This window comes from Methanoregula boonei 6A8, from assembly GCF_000017625.1.
Taxonomy (GTDB): Archaea; Halobacteriota; Methanomicrobia; order Methanomicrobiales; family Methanospirillaceae; genus Methanoregula; species Methanoregula boonei.
Genome location: NC_009712.1, coordinates 1,652,251 through 1,665,000 on the forward strand (window position 1 = coordinate 1,652,251; position 12,750 = coordinate 1,665,000).

Here is a 12,750-nt window from a genome sequence, read left to right on the forward strand (position 1 = left end):
AAAATGCATGAGTATTGCACTCCTGTTTTTTGCCATCCCCACAGTCAGCCAGAAGCACTACGGGACAGGAGCATACCATGACCTTAGAGAAAGACGACGGTTTTTCCGCCCTGAAGCGGTATATCGAGCAGACGTTAAAGATCCAGTGTTCCAACTACAAGGAGGACTACATCAAGCGCCGGCTCCTCTCACGCATGCGGTCCACCGGCACCTCGGCATATGACGAATATCTCCGGTACCTGCGCGAGCACGAACCGGAGCTCGAAAACTTGAGAAACGCACTCACGATAAACGTTACAGAGTTCTTCCGCGATGCCGACGTGTATAATCTTATCAAAAAGGAGGTATTCCCCGCACTCTTCAAAGGCAGGAAGACAATCAGGATTTGGTGCGCCGGCTGCTCGACCGGCGAAGAGCCGTATTCCCTTGCCATGATGCTCTCGGATATGATGGCTGCTGACAAGACCATCTCCGGCCAGATCTTTGCCACCGATATCGATGAGGTGGTGCTCAAGAAGGCAAAAGAGGGGATTTATCCGGAGAAATCCATGGGTAAACTCTCTGAGACCCAGGTTCACCGCCATTTCACGAAGCTTCCCGACGGTAATTTCCAGGTAAAACCGCATCTCCAGTCGCTCATCCGGTTCCGCCCCCACGATCTTATGAGCGGCCAGCCGATCTCGCGCTACCTGGACATGATCAGCTGCCGGAACGTGACCATCTACTTTACCGAGAAGCAGAAAGATGAACTGGCAAAAATGTTCCATGCAGCGCTCGTGCCCGGCGGGTACTACGTGATGGGCAAGACCGAATATCTCGGGCGAGAGGTAGAAGGGCTCTTTTCGCCGGTCAATTCCATCCAGAAAATTTACACAAGAAAAGACTAGCCCGTTTTTTAGTGGCGCTGGCGGTCGTCGACCTCTTTTTTGTCTTCCTTGCCAATATTTTTGGTCAGTTCAGCCTGCATGGCCTTGCGCGAGGCCTGGGACTTTATCTGGTTGTACACGGTGACAAAGTTGATGCCCACGACCACGATCACAAGCATCAGGCTCACCCAGAGCATGGTGCCGTTTACAGTCAGAAACGCGGCCCAGAGAAGAACGACAAACGAGATCAGGTAAAAGATCACCCATGTCCTCAGGCCGGGAACATCCATATCATCAATATTTACCAAAGGAGTACTAAACCGTTTCCGAAAAAGCCGGTAGCCGCGGAGGACGGGGCCCTTTTGCGCCATCGGATCGTCACGGTTTTATCGCACCGATGCCAGTAATACGTGTGGACAAGGGAGATCTTTTCACGCTCGCCGGCGGCTTTGCGGTGATCCTGATCATTGCTGTTGTCGCTAACTCAGGACTTCTCCCGTCACTCCATCCGGGCACACCAGTGACACCGGAGGGGCCGGGAGTGCAGGTGACCGCCACCCCGACTGCAGTACCCGCCACGGTCCTTACCACACCCACTCCCACGCCGACCGCTAACCTGACCCCGCAACCTCCGGCAGCCCCGACCCGTATCCTGTTCACAAATAACCCCTTTACGTACCCGATGATCCATCTCCCCGATCGCATGACAACCTTTGGTACGTCCAATATCCCCCTGCGATCGAACGATACCGTGACGTTTGCCTATGTCACGGATTCACGCGGCGGTCTTACCACAATCTTTACCGTACCCTACGAGGTGTGGGCGCTCAATATCAGTGTCAATGCAACCACCCGGCCCCAGTACTCGGACTTTAAGATGGTGCTCTGCGATGCAAAGACCGGTACCATTCTCACCGGATCAGAGATCCAGAACGGAGGGTCGATGTACAAGGTGGTCAGGAACACCGGGCCGGTGTACATGATCATCAGTGTCAGCTATGTGGATTCGTACACAATCTTGATGGAAACGCCGTACGAATATTATGTAAAAGCCGCTGCACCCGGAACAACATGACCAGATGAGAAAAGGGGGCCCGAAAGTGTGCCCCTGCAGGGGGAAGATCAGGAAATCTTTTCCACGGTTACCCGTACGCGGTCGCCGGCCACAAAACCATGGCCCTTGGGGATATCGATGTTGAACCAGAGAGCCCCGGGGTTGTCCTGGGTACAGTCCTGGGACATGAGGCAGTCCTTGACCTCGTTGATATCGGCAACAAACTCAATGGGTGCTTCGAATGCGTGTTTTGCCATAAGTAAAGAATGCGGGGAGGACTAAAAAAAGTTTAGAGGGCACGGGGCGTGACCATCCACGTCGTGCTGTTCGAATAGCTCCACCTGATGATGGACAACTCCTTGCACATGTCGGCAAGGATCGCCATATTCGTTCCCACTTCCTTTGGGGAGAGACCAAGGTCCTTTGCAATGTACTTCGATTTGAAGTAGTGCTTGCCTTTGTTTATCCCTGTATGAAGGTAGGAGACGATTTTGTGCTGGGTTTCATTGTACTTATCGCGTATGTTCGTGCCTGTTGACATATTTCGCCTCAGCAATACGAATGCATATAGATCAAGTCCTATATATAAATATCTGATGGTTGCGGTAAGATTAATGGTTTTTTTTCCAAGAGTGTCACAATCTTGACATGAAACAATTCAAATCGGGCAAATTTCTGGCCGAATTTTTTCCGGCAGGATTCTACATTATTTTCAAAAATCCGGGGCAACGATCGGGCCGGAGCGGAAAAATAAGGGGTCGCTCCCTCACTGCTGGACCGGTGCTTCGGCGATCTTTGCAATGAGTGCTTCGAGCACCGGCTCCCTCATGCCTTCGACAAACTTGATGCTGCCCACGACAAGGTGGCCGCCGCCCGAGATTCCGCCCCCGGGGATCTCGTTGTGAAGTTCGCGGACCATACGGGGGATGTTCATGTGCACGCCCCGGGACCGGAGCACGGCAAAGTCCGGGCCAAAGCCGATCGTGACCACCGGTTTTCCCTCGTTCTGTCTGCAGAGCCGGTCGTGAACCTCACCGGAGGTCTTCCCCGGCGGCGGGAAGGTGAACTTGTGGGCATGGATCTCCACGTCAATGAGGAAGAGTTTTGCCTCATTTTTGAGAACACGGGGAACGACGTGGGGCATGCAGGCGTTCATCTGGTCCTCGATCATGGCATTTGCCCCGTCCACGAGCAGGCCGACAAGTTTTATGTGCCGCTCGTGGTTGCCCACGAGATCGAGCACATCTTTTACTATCTCCCGGCCATCGTTGAACCGGAGCCAGAACTGCTCGTAATCAAGGGCAAGCGCAATATCCTTGCAGGCCTGCTCGGGGTACTGGTCGCGGACAAGCGCGAGGTAATGTCCCCGCTCGGGGGCTTCGCTCCGGTCCCCGACCGCGGCAACCGCCGGCAGGTGGCGGATGAGCGGCTCGACCCTGGGGTTGATCAGCCGGGCCACTTCGGTGCCAAGCATCCCTGCCGTGACCCCGAAGTCTCCGCCCACGTGGTACGGGTTCACGTGCCCGACCAGGTACTTGTCGATAGTCGCATCCGGGTGGTGGTGGTCGATGACCACGAACGGGATCTCGTACACGCTTGCGATCTTGTAGGACGGTTCGTCCTCTTCGGTGGAGCCATTATCGGTGAGGATCACAAGGGGCATCTTCTGGCCGAAGCGTGCATGGTCCTTGAGTGCAAAGTCCAGGTCACGGGTGATGTCCTCGATCTCGTAGAAGGGCGCCTTTGACGGTGCACGCTTGAAGAGATAATAGTCAGCGTCAAAGTCCCCGCCGGACTCGCGGATGAGCGAAACCACTGCCTGCTCGATGGCAACCGCGGAGCAGATGCCATCGGCATCGGCGTGGTGGCGGAGGATGATCGGTTGGGCGGTAAAGACCGCCCGCCGGATGATCTTTGCCACCTTGCGCATCTCGGGCATGAGGCTGTCAAGCACATCGCTTTTCACCATCGGCTTGATGTTCTCGGGCTCTGCCCGTGCATCAAGAGCGGTCTCGATCCGGGCCCGGACGGTTTTCTCCTCCTCATCAGAAAGCGCAGTCACCGCATCGGCCTCGATCTGCAACTGGTTGTTGCGCATCATGACCTCGCCGATGACTTTGACTATCATGTTGAGCTCGACCTCGGGAAAGGCCCGGACACCGGCTTCGACGAATGCGGCCACGTTCTGGGTGCCGGATTCGTCAACAATGGTAAAGATGGTGGGGCCGCTTGTCTGCTTGATCTGGGCAACCTCGCCTTCGATGGCAACCGTCTTTCCCTGTTTTGTACCGAGATCGGCAATCCTGACCGTGGTGGACTTGCGCTCCACGGGCTGGACCTGGTACACCTGGATAAGCTGCTCTTCGAGATCGATGTTCCCGTTGGGCCGGATCTGCCGGACCCGGACAAGCACGGAATCTTTTTCCTTGTGCTCGGCCTTCATGCTGGTCTTGTGGACCAGGCCTTTTATCCGGTCATTGAGCTGGACAAACATCCCAAACGTGGCAAAGCCCTGGACCTTTCCCAGGTACGTATTGCCTTCCTCGACATCGGACAGGTCACAGCCAGGTGACAGCCGGTAAACAAGAGTATCTTCTTCCATGTTCTTTCTCCACACGCACGAAGCGAAACGAAACGATATGGTATGCGGCTTATCTTTGGTATTTGCATCGTTCAACGTATCCGGCACCGCGATTGAGGTGCCAGCGTGTACCAAGAATGGTCACCGGAGGGTTATGTTAGTTGTGATACAGTCAGCGGGATGAAAATGGCCGGTCTGAATTTATTAAAATCTTCAGGTGCTGAGCCGCCCTTTTTTTTGGATCTTTTAGTTCGCAACTGGAACTTTTCCGGGAAAAACTCTCCAACATTACCGGACTTTTTAAAATTGCCCGGCAAAGTTATCGAACTTTTCAAAAATTGTTCGCCAGGGTTGCCGGTCTTTTTAAAAAAAGTCTGGCAATGTGATCGATATTTTCGGAAAAAAGCCGGCAACGTGGTCGGACTTTTCCGGAAAGTCCATTGCCGGGACGCAGGCTCATGATTGCATCGTGGGGGCAGTCAACCCGCACATCCCAACGAGCGGGAAGTGCTGCCACCCCCGAAAGGACGCTTCCTCGGGGGAACAGGAGAAAGACTCATCCGGACAGATATTACCCTAATACCGGGGAAACAAAACAGGGCCCAATCTGCCCTTTTTGCCACCCCCTCTCCGGAAAAAAGATCCTCATATTCGCGTTTTTTCGGCCTTTTTGGGTACCGGAGGGGTAAAAGCACTGGTCAAAATTATCCTCGATTTTTGGGCCCTTGGTGGCCTATAGCTGACATCGAAACCGGGCGAATTTCGGCAAACGGGGCGATTATTAGGCGTATTTTCTACACAAACTGAAAAGAAGCATTTTACGGGGTTTTCCGGGAGGGGGTCGGATCCAAAAAGGGGAATCCGGGCCCAATTTGGACCCGGATTAGTGCAGACCGGATTAGGAGAAAGCGGGGGGTCGTAACCCCTTATGACTGCAAAAATACGGACATGAAATCGCAATGCTTGTATCTTCCATTAACAAATAGCCATTACTATTCCGGTGAGGCTGTTGGTTGTTGTTGACACAATAAATCCCGTATCCCCCGGGGGTATTGCCCTTCGGGAGGTTATCCGGGGGGAATTATCTTCAGTTCAGAAAAGCCGTGCCAACAGTATGACACCCCGGAGTCTGCGGGGGACAGAGGCCCTGACCCTTGGTGTCTGCATCCTGGTTAACCTTATCTTTTTTTTGACCCGGTCCGACTATTTCGGGCTTTTTATTGCGGCCAGTTTCTACCTCAACATGTACTATTTTATCACCCTGATCATCCCGACAAATTTTAATAAAACCAATCTGCCGGTTGCAGACTTCTCACGATTCCAGTCATGGCTCAGGGAGGTTGGCGTAACATCTGGCGCAACACAGTTTACCCGGTTGTTCATCAACTCGCTTTTCATCAACAGCCGGGCCCTGTCTTTAGGTATCGGGCTCGTCTTCTCCATCGATATCGTTTTCACCCTTTTCGATTATTCCCGGGGAGGAGTTCCCCTCCTGACAGCTGCAGCCGTAATCGCCCAGTGTGCGGTCATTGTCATCTTCTACCTGCTGGTCTGGAGGATGGAACCCTTTTCGACAACCTATGTAAAAAAAGTGGAGGGGGTAAAACTCAGCCTTCGCCGGAAGAAACTGCCGACACAGTTGATCACGATTATGTTTATCTTCGGTTTCTTAATGGCCATATTTCTCTTCCTTATTACCATCATCTGGTTACCGGGTGTTACCCTGCAGGCGTTCCTGAATTATTCCCAGCTGGCCCAGATCGAGAACCTCTTTGCCTTCATCGCCATCCTTGCGGTCAGCCAGTATTTCATTATCCGGTACATCCACGGCATAACCAGCAGGGCGATGGCAGAACGGCTCTTTGACTTCAAGGAAAGTGCACTAACTGATATCCTCGATGCGGAGAATACGGCTGCGTCGGAAATCCCGGGCCCGGATGAGAACCCGTTCGAGCTAAGCAAACTCCTGCTCGAAGTAAAGATCTTTACGGTAAACCGAAAAACGCTCGGTGGAGCCTTCCCGGTCTTCATCGTGGATCTTGACTTCTCAGTGATGCTGGACAGCACGACCCTGACCGCCATCAAGGGATATATTCTTGAGAAAAAAAGATGAACGTGCCCGCCAGGACAACATTCCCTGCATTTCCCGTCACGATCCCCCCGCCATCCGGCCTCACAGGCTCATAGGGAATGACAACAGTCCCGACAGCCTGACAGACACCCGGACAACACACAACCCGGATTCCCCAAAACCCGCAAGGTTCAGGACCGGTTGCAGGCATCATCCGGGTAATCTCCCGGTGCATCGGACCTGGTGACAGCCATCCTGTTTTCCTCCCGGCCGGAATCTTTCGAGCTGTCCTGTAAGTAGCATATATTCCCGGGAGGATCTGCACTATTCACGCCTCAGGTGTATCCGAGCCTGTGCCATTGTTCCGGCCCGGTACCGGCTCGTCCTCAAAATGCCGCCGGAAAAAGTCCAGCAACCGGTCAGGCGAAATTACCCGGATGTCCGGTGGCGACCCGGGCACCACAGACCCGGTAACCGTAAAGTACCTCCCCTGCATATAGAGTTCGACAGATCCTTTTTTCCTGCCTTTGAGTACTATCGCTGAACGGCCAATGACATGCACCCCGTGACCGGAAGGGCTCCATTCCGTATAGGAACCAAGGGATAATGCTTCCTGAACCATCGCATCAGTCGCATGATCGAAATCGATGCCGAAAATTCCCTCTCCCAGGACAAAGCCGATCCCGTCAAAGCCACCGGCGTTTACGGTGTTTTTTGCCTGCTCAAAAGTCCCCCATGTGGAGGGGACATTGACAAGTGCATGGCGCATTTTTCCCGGTGCCGGGACATACGGCGGTTTGGTAAGCTTCCCGTTCCGTTCTTCGTACCGCCAGACGACCCAGCGGTCAAGCCGGGTAAGATCTGCCGGGATATTCTCATACCGATCACGCATCTGCAAAAGATCAACCCCACAAAAAAAAGATGGTGCCAAAAGGATTCATGGTACACCGGCCAGCACTTCGAGGACTTAGCGATCGGTCAGATCATACCACTGTTCGTAGGCATCAGCGACAGCAAACGTACGGCTGCTGCGGATGTTGAGGCAGACCAGGTAATCCGCAAGCAAAGAAACCATCCCGGCAGCTGATGCAGATGCAGTAGGAACAGCGACAATGATACGGGCAGGCTCGCGGAAGCGGATGCTTTTTATCGCGGCAAGCATCGTAAACCCCGACGCAAGGCCGTCGTCTGTCAGGATGACGGTTTTCCCGGCGGGTGAAGGAAGCGCCACTCCTCCGGTAAACCGGGCTACCCGGTCACGTACATTTTCGCGTGTCTGAGCGATTGCCAGTCTGACTTCGGGTGCCTGAATCCCCAGTGCGGCACGCAGCTCTTCATTGATCAGCACCTCCCCGTCCCAGGTGATTGCCCCAAACCCCGATTCGGTACTGCCGGGGATCCGGATCTTTCTTACAATCGCCAGTGACAGGGGCGCACCGAGAGCGATTGCAACCTCTTTTCCGATCGGCACACCACCTGCAGGAATGGCAAGAACGAGCGGGTTGCGGATAGCGGGGAGAGTTTTTAAAAGCGCTCCCAGTTGTCTTCCTGCATCATGACGATCGGAAAAGACAAACCTCTGTTCCCGGAGCCGGGGATTGTCAAGTATCTCCCCCATATGCGGTTGCTCTGGATCCCATTGCACATAATGATTGCGGAGACCGGGGGCGCACATGCGGGGTCTCCCGGGCAACGAAAAAAGGGGTTCACATTCCCGGCTTTTTTTAGTTCTGCCAGGGAACATCCAGCATCAAGAGATCATCCGGGACAACAATAGTCCCGGTAAACGCAGCCTTTGCTTCGGCAGCGTGAGCAGAGGTGTCCGTGTACCGTGAGCTGATGTGGGTGAGGACAAGGGTCCGGGCATTCATGGCCGCTGCTGCCTGGCCGGCCTGCGCTGCGGTGGCGTGGTAGAATTCTGCGGCCCGTGCCTTTTCGCTCTCATCGTAGGTTGCATCGTGGATGAGGAGATCGGCATTTTTCCCGTACGCAACAAGGGCCGGGATAATCGGGCGGGTATCGCCGGTGTACACCACTTTCCGGCCCGGGCGGGGTTCGCCCATCACGTCCGAAGGCAGCACCTCCCGCTCCTCTCCGTCCTTTGTCACCTTCACGGTCTCGCCGCGCTGAAGCCGGCCAAAGAGCGGTCCTGCGGGGACGCCGAGTTCTATGGCATGCTCGCGATCGAACCGGCCCGGCCGCGGGTCTTCTTCGAGCACGTAGCCAAGCGCCGGCAGGCCGTGGCTTGCGGCAAAGGCGGTGATCGTGTAACCTTCAAAGCGCACCCATGAGCCCTCTTCGAGTTCGACAGAATCCAGGGTAAATTTGAGATTGAACCGGCTCACTTTCTTTACAGTCTCGACAAAGTCGTGCACCCAGGAAGGGCCGTAAATGGTCAAAGGTTCGGTACGGCCGTTAAAGGACATGGTCTGGACAAGGCCGAAGATCCCAAGGAAGTGATCGGCATGCCAGTGGGAGACAAAGATCGCATCGATGGTAAACCCGCACCGGGCCCGCATCATCTGCTGTTGGGCGCCTTCCCCGCAGTCAAAGAGGAGCGTATCGGTGCCGCGCCGGATCATGATGCAGGACGGGTTGCGCACCGGGGTAGGAAGCGCTCCCGCCGTCCCGAGGAAATAGACCTGGAGGGTCTCGCCACTCATACAAAATACTCCTTAAAGACTGCAAGGCTCTTTTTTGCCTCCTCAACCGAGCGGCCCTCGATCGCGGCCACCCCATTGTAACGTGCGGCAACGCCTTTTCCCACGCTCTTCCAGTCGATCGTCCCGGCGCCGAGCATCAGGTGCTCGTCAAGAACGCCGTGGTTGTCATGGATGTGGATGTGGTTTGCAGAACCGACCTGTGCAAGGAACTCGGGGACCTTGCCCACGGTGTTTGCGTGCCCGAAATCAAACGTGAGTCCGATGCCCTCGATCCCGCCGGCCATCCCCATGAGTTCTCCCACGTCACGGCAGAGAAATTCCTTGTGGCTGATCATATTCTCCAGGCAGGCAAGCACCCCGTGCTCTACGGCGCACTTCCCGATCCGGCGCAGGGCCTCTTTCTGGAGATCCCAGACCTTGCCGGGCAGGAGTTTTCCTGCCGGGGAGAGATAGCCGGGGTGGATCGTGACCCGGTCGGTGAGCTCCCCGGCACCCGCGATGCAGACCTCTACTTGCCGGATAGACTCGCGCCAGATCGGGTCATTGAGGGTCGCAAGATTGAGATCGCCGTAAGGTGCATGCACCGTGGCCTTAAGGCCGGTACTTGCAAGCACCTCTTTGATTTTTTTGAGGTTCTCGGGCTGCTCGAACCGGTAATTGCCATCCGCCACGATCTCCCAGCCGGGATACCCGGCTTCCTCAATGCCGTATACCCAGGAGATATCGTCCCAGACTTTAGCCGATGAGGAGAAATACGGGCGGACGGTCATGGTTCGCGCTCCATCGAGTGGATAAGATCGGTCACGCGTGCCGTAAACTCTTCAAGAGACCCGTCGTTGTTGAGCCGGATGTCCGCGAGTTGCAAGGCGTTACCCAGGCCCCAGCCAAGCTCGCGCTTGTCCCGGGTAAGAAGACCCTCAGCCGATCCCACGTCATCGCTGCGTTTGCGTTCGCAAAGCCGGCTGAGCCGCTTTTCAAACGAGGTCTCGATGGCAATGAGCCGGAAGCCGGGAAAATGCTCCCGGAAGACCCGGACTTCCGCATCGCCCCGTATACCGTCGATAAGGACGAGCCGGGCCTTCTGTTCCTTTACCGCATCCACGCAGAGGATGGCAATCGCATCCATGCCCCGCTCGGCCCGGAGCCGGTTTGCCATGGCCCCGAGGTTCTCATCGGTCGGGGGAAGGCCGGCCTTTTTTACCGCGTTCCGGATCACGTCGCCCATGACCACGACCGGGATCCCAAGGCCCTCTGCAATCTTTGAAAACTCTCCCTTGCCGCTTGCAGGAAGCCCGACAACACCGATTACGTTCACAGGAGATACCTCCGGTTATATGCCATCTCGCCGATCTCCCGGGTCCGGATCCTTACATCCCGTTTGAGCCCGTCGGCAATTGTTTTGATCTCGGCAAGTGTTAAAGGCGTGTACTGCCCGAGGCCGGCCTGCTTTTCTGCAAGGTAGGCAGAGGCGTTTCTTACCCCGCCCGGGACCATGGGGATCTTGTGCTCCCCCTGCTGGAGGACGAGCGGGATGTCGCCAAACATGCGTGAAATCTCCTGTAAGTATTTCGCATTCTCATAAAATACGGTTACTACGATCTCGAACTCAGGAAGGATCTTTTCCCGGAATGCAGCGGCCGCGATCTCCACTGACCGCTGCACGTTCTTTTTGTAATTCGGGCTGGTGAGTCCTGCACCTTCCCCGGCACAGGTGAAACCCTCCCACTGCGTCTTGTAATCGATCGCGATCCGGTCCACCAGCCGTTCGCGGATGAGCACATCTATCGTATCCGGGAAGAGGCCGTTTGTCTGGATTCCCACGGCAAGGCCAAACTTTTTTGCCGCACGGGCAAGAACGAGAAGCGCATCCTTCTGCATCGTGGGCTCGCCCCCGGAAAAGACCACGCCGCTGGCTGCAATCTTCGATCCCTGAATCAGATCGATAATCTCGTCAGTATCCCGCAGGTCCTCACCGGCCAGGATCGCCGCGTTCTGGCAGTACGAGCACCGGAGCGGGCAGCCCCGGAAAAAGACGGTACAGACCGACCGGCCCCGCCAGTCCACGGTCGAGAGCGGGATAAAACCACCATAGTTCAGCCTGATACCATCACCGTAACGAATCATTGTGAGACGGAATTATTTAGTATGCGTGGTTGGGGAGAGAAGGACCGGTCTGTGGAGAAAAAAGGTATTTAGAATTTAAAGTAGCGGTTAACGATCTTAATGGCACAGAAGTCACCGCACATGGTGCAGCCGTCAGTGTCGGCCGGCATCCGCTCTTCGCGGATCTTCCGGGCCCGGGCCGGGTTCATGGCAACCGCAAACTGGCGTTCCCAGTCGAGATCGCGCCGGGCATGGCCCATCTCGAGATCGGCTTCCCGGACTTTCTTAAGCTTGACCATATCCCCGACATGGGCCGCAATCCGCGAACTGATGACACCCTCGTACACCTCTTCGGGCGTCGGGAGCGCAAGGTGCTCTGCGGGGGTGACGTAGCAGATGAAGTCGGCGCCGAGCGATGAGGAGATGGCGGCCCCGATGGCCGAGACCCGGTCATCGTAACCCGGCGCAATGTCGGTGACAATGGGGCCGAGCATGTAGAACGGCTTGTTGTTGGTGACCCGCTTCATGAGCTGGACGTTTGTGGCGATCTCATCGATCGGCACGTGGCCCGGACCCTCGACAATCACCTGGATGCCCTTTGCATGCGCCTTGTCGGCAAGCTCTGCATTGATGAGGAGTTCCTGGATGCCGGCCCGGTCGGTGGCATCGTGGATGGCTCCTGCCCGCATTCCATTACCCATGGAGAGGGTGACCTCGTGCTCCTTCATGATCTCCATGAGGTAGTCGAACTCGGAGTAGAGCGGGTTTTCCTTTTCGTTATGGAGCATCCATGCGGTCATGAACGCACCGCCCCGGGAGACAAGCCCCGCGTGCCGGCCCTGGTTGCGCAGACGCTTTACCGTCTCCCAGTTGATGCCGGTGTGGATCGCCATGAAGTTCGTGCCCAGTTTTGCCTGCTCGGCCGTGATCCGGAAGAGGTCGTCCTCTTTCATGTGGATGACGGCCCCGTCCTTTTTCACGGCCTCGATGAATGCCTGGTAAAGGGGGACACTACCGACAGAGAGCGTGGTATTGGCGATAATCTGTCTCCTGATATCGGCAAAGTCCCCACCGGTGGAGAGCTCCATAAGCGTGTCGGCGCCGGCCCGTTCTGCCTGTTTTGCCTTCTCGATCTCTTCAGGGATATTGACAATATCGGTGGAGGTCCCGATAGAGGCGTTCACCTTGGTGCGCAGGCCCTCGCCGATACCGCAGATCTTCACCTTGCGGTAGGGCGAGACCGGGATAACAATGTGGCCTTCGGCGACGCTGCGCCGGATAAAGTCCTCGGTCACGCCTTCGGCTTTCGCGACCTGTTTCATCTCTTCTGTTACGATGCCGTGCCGGGCATCCTCAATGATACTCATACCTTACCGGTACTGCAAAAGGACAAGATAAAGACTCGGTTTTAC

Annotated in this window: 15 protein-coding genes; 4 read left to right on the forward strand and 11 right to left on the reverse strand. The window is 55.7% G+C overall.

What is annotated here, in order from left to right:
* Positions 1-77: 77 nt before the first annotated feature.
* Positions 78-887 (forward strand): CheR family methyltransferase, encoded by an 810-nt coding sequence (locus tag MBOO_RS08270; RefSeq protein WP_012107141.1) that lies wholly within the window; start codon positions 78-80, stop codon positions 885-887.
* A gap of 8 nt (positions 888-895) precedes the next feature.
* Here the strand turns inward: MBOO_RS08270 and MBOO_RS08275 are convergent, their stop codons facing one another.
* Positions 896-1,156, reverse strand: coding sequence for a hypothetical protein (locus MBOO_RS08275; RefSeq protein WP_048068693.1), 261 nt, complete (start codon positions 1,154-1,156; stop codon positions 896-898).
* Positions 1,157-1,263: 107 nt separating this feature from the next.
* On the opposite strand from MBOO_RS08275, the gene MBOO_RS08280 reads away from it, so the two are divergent.
* A complete protein-coding gene (locus tag MBOO_RS08280; protein ID WP_012107143.1) occupies positions 1,264-1,941 on the forward strand; it encodes a hypothetical protein in 678 nt (225 codons plus the stop codon).
* 47 nt (positions 1,942-1,988) lie between these two features.
* On the opposite strand, the gene MBOO_RS08285 is transcribed toward MBOO_RS08280, so the two are convergent.
* From MBOO_RS08285 to MBOO_RS08295, 3 genes are all read right to left on the reverse strand, one after another.
* Positions 1,989-2,177: a hypothetical protein gene (locus MBOO_RS08285; RefSeq protein WP_012107144.1), complete on the reverse strand. Its 189-nt coding sequence runs from the start codon at positions 2,175-2,177 to the stop codon at positions 1,989-1,991.
* Positions 2,178-2,209: 32 nt separating this feature from the next.
* The gene (locus tag MBOO_RS08290) at positions 2,210-2,461 is read right to left on the reverse strand and encodes a DUF7123 family protein (protein ID WP_012107145.1); all 252 of its coding nucleotides are present in this window, start codon (positions 2,459-2,461) and stop codon (positions 2,210-2,212) included.
* Positions 2,462-2,686: 225 nt separating this feature from the next.
* Complete coding sequence (locus MBOO_RS08295) at positions 2,687-4,522, reverse strand: DHH family phosphoesterase (protein ID WP_012107147.1); 1,836 nt, start codon at positions 4,520-4,522, stop codon at positions 2,687-2,689.
* A 105-nt stretch (positions 4,523-4,627) separates the two neighbouring features.
* Here MBOO_RS08295 and MBOO_RS13950 point away from each other — a divergent pair, with 105 nt between their 5' ends.
* Together MBOO_RS13950 and MBOO_RS08305 are read left to right on the forward strand one after the other, a co-directional pair.
* Complete coding sequence (locus MBOO_RS13950; protein ID WP_012107148.1) at positions 4,628-4,963, forward strand: hypothetical protein; 336 nt, start codon at positions 4,628-4,630, stop codon at positions 4,961-4,963.
* Positions 4,964-5,615: 652 nt separating this feature from the next.
* Positions 5,616-6,614: a hypothetical protein gene (locus MBOO_RS08305; protein ID WP_012107149.1), complete on the forward strand. Its 999-nt coding sequence runs from the start codon at positions 5,616-5,618 to the stop codon at positions 6,612-6,614.
* Positions 6,615-6,900: 286 nt separating this feature from the next.
* On the opposite strand, the gene MBOO_RS08310 is transcribed toward MBOO_RS08305, so the two are convergent.
* The 7 genes from MBOO_RS08310 to thiC all read right to left on the reverse strand — a co-directional run bounded on the left by MBOO_RS08310 (position 6,901) and on the right by thiC (position 12,705).
* Positions 6,901-7,464 carry a hypothetical protein gene (locus MBOO_RS08310; protein WP_012107150.1) on the reverse strand — a complete coding sequence of 188 codons (564 nt, stop codon included), beginning with the start codon at positions 7,462-7,464 and terminating at the stop codon, positions 6,901-6,903.
* A gap of 75 nt (positions 7,465-7,539) precedes the next feature.
* Positions 7,540-8,190 carry a phosphoribosyltransferase gene (locus MBOO_RS08315; protein ID WP_048068403.1) on the reverse strand — a complete coding sequence of 217 codons (651 nt, stop codon included), beginning with the start codon at positions 8,188-8,190 and terminating at the stop codon, positions 7,540-7,542.
* A gap of 106 nt (positions 8,191-8,296) precedes the next feature.
* Entirely contained in the window at positions 8,297-9,235 is a 939-nt protein-coding gene (gene rnz, locus MBOO_RS08320; RefSeq protein ID WP_012107152.1) for a ribonuclease Z, read from the reverse strand.
* Complete coding sequence (locus MBOO_RS08325) at positions 9,232-10,005, reverse strand: sugar phosphate isomerase/epimerase family protein (protein WP_012107153.1); 774 nt, start codon at positions 10,003-10,005, stop codon at positions 9,232-9,234. Before MBOO_RS08325 ends, rnz begins: the two co-directional genes overlap by 4 nt.
* A complete protein-coding gene (locus MBOO_RS08330; protein WP_012107154.1) occupies positions 10,002-10,550 on the reverse strand; it encodes a dephospho-CoA kinase in 549 nt (182 codons plus the stop codon). Before MBOO_RS08330 ends, MBOO_RS08325 begins: the two co-directional genes overlap by 4 nt.
* Positions 10,547-11,359, reverse strand: a complete 813-nt coding sequence (locus MBOO_RS08335; protein WP_012107155.1) for an anaerobic ribonucleoside-triphosphate reductase activating protein — start codon at positions 11,357-11,359, stop codon at positions 10,547-10,549. The genes MBOO_RS08330 and MBOO_RS08335 overlap by 4 nt, the downstream gene beginning before the upstream one ends.
* Before the next feature lie 68 nt (positions 11,360-11,427).
* Positions 11,428-12,705, reverse strand: a complete 1,278-nt coding sequence (gene thiC, locus MBOO_RS08340) for a phosphomethylpyrimidine synthase ThiC (RefSeq protein WP_012107156.1) — start codon at positions 12,703-12,705, stop codon at positions 11,428-11,430.
* Between the last annotated feature and the right edge of the window lie 45 nt (positions 12,706-12,750).

Bases quoted from the DNA above. Each gene is read 5' to 3' on its own strand.
- rnz (WP_012107152.1), bottom strand. From the start codon at position 9,235: ATGAGTGGCGAGACCCTCCAGGTCTATTTCCTCGGGACGGCGGGAGCG.
- MBOO_RS08275 (WP_048068693.1), bottom strand. From the start codon at position 1,156: ATGGATGTTCCCGGCCTGAGGACATGGGTGATCTTTTACCTGATCTCG.
- MBOO_RS08270 (WP_012107141.1), top strand. From the start codon at position 78: ATGACCTTAGAGAAAGACGACGGTTTTTCCGCCCTGAAGCGGTATATC.
- MBOO_RS08310 (WP_012107150.1), bottom strand. From the start codon at position 7,464: ATGCGTGATCGGTATGAGAATATCCCGGCAGATCTTACCCGGCTTGAC.
- MBOO_RS08305 (WP_012107149.1), top strand. From the start codon at position 5,616: ATGACACCCCGGAGTCTGCGGGGGACAGAGGCCCTGACCCTTGGTGTC.
- MBOO_RS08335 (WP_012107155.1), bottom strand. From the start codon at position 11,359: ATGATTCGTTACGGTGATGGTATCAGGCTGAACTATGGTGGTTTTATC.
- MBOO_RS08290 (WP_012107145.1), bottom strand. From the start codon at position 2,461: ATGTCAACAGGCACGAACATACGCGATAAGTACAATGAAACCCAGCAC.
- MBOO_RS08295 (WP_012107147.1), bottom strand. From the start codon at position 4,522: ATGGAAGAAGATACTCTTGTTTACCGGCTGTCACCTGGCTGTGACCTG.
- MBOO_RS08280 (WP_012107143.1), top strand. From the start codon at position 1,264: ATGCCAGTAATACGTGTGGACAAGGGAGATCTTTTCACGCTCGCCGGC.
- MBOO_RS08285 (WP_012107144.1), bottom strand. From the start codon at position 2,177: ATGGCAAAACACGCATTCGAAGCACCCATTGAGTTTGTTGCCGATATC.
- thiC (WP_012107156.1), bottom strand. From the start codon at position 12,705: ATGAGTATCATTGAGGATGCCCGGCACGGCATCGTAACAGAAGAGATG.
- MBOO_RS08325 (WP_012107153.1), bottom strand. From the start codon at position 10,005: ATGACCGTCCGCCCGTATTTCTCCTCATCGGCTAAAGTCTGGGACGAT.
- MBOO_RS08315 (WP_048068403.1), bottom strand. From the start codon at position 8,190: ATGGGGGAGATACTTGACAATCCCCGGCTCCGGGAACAGAGGTTTGTC.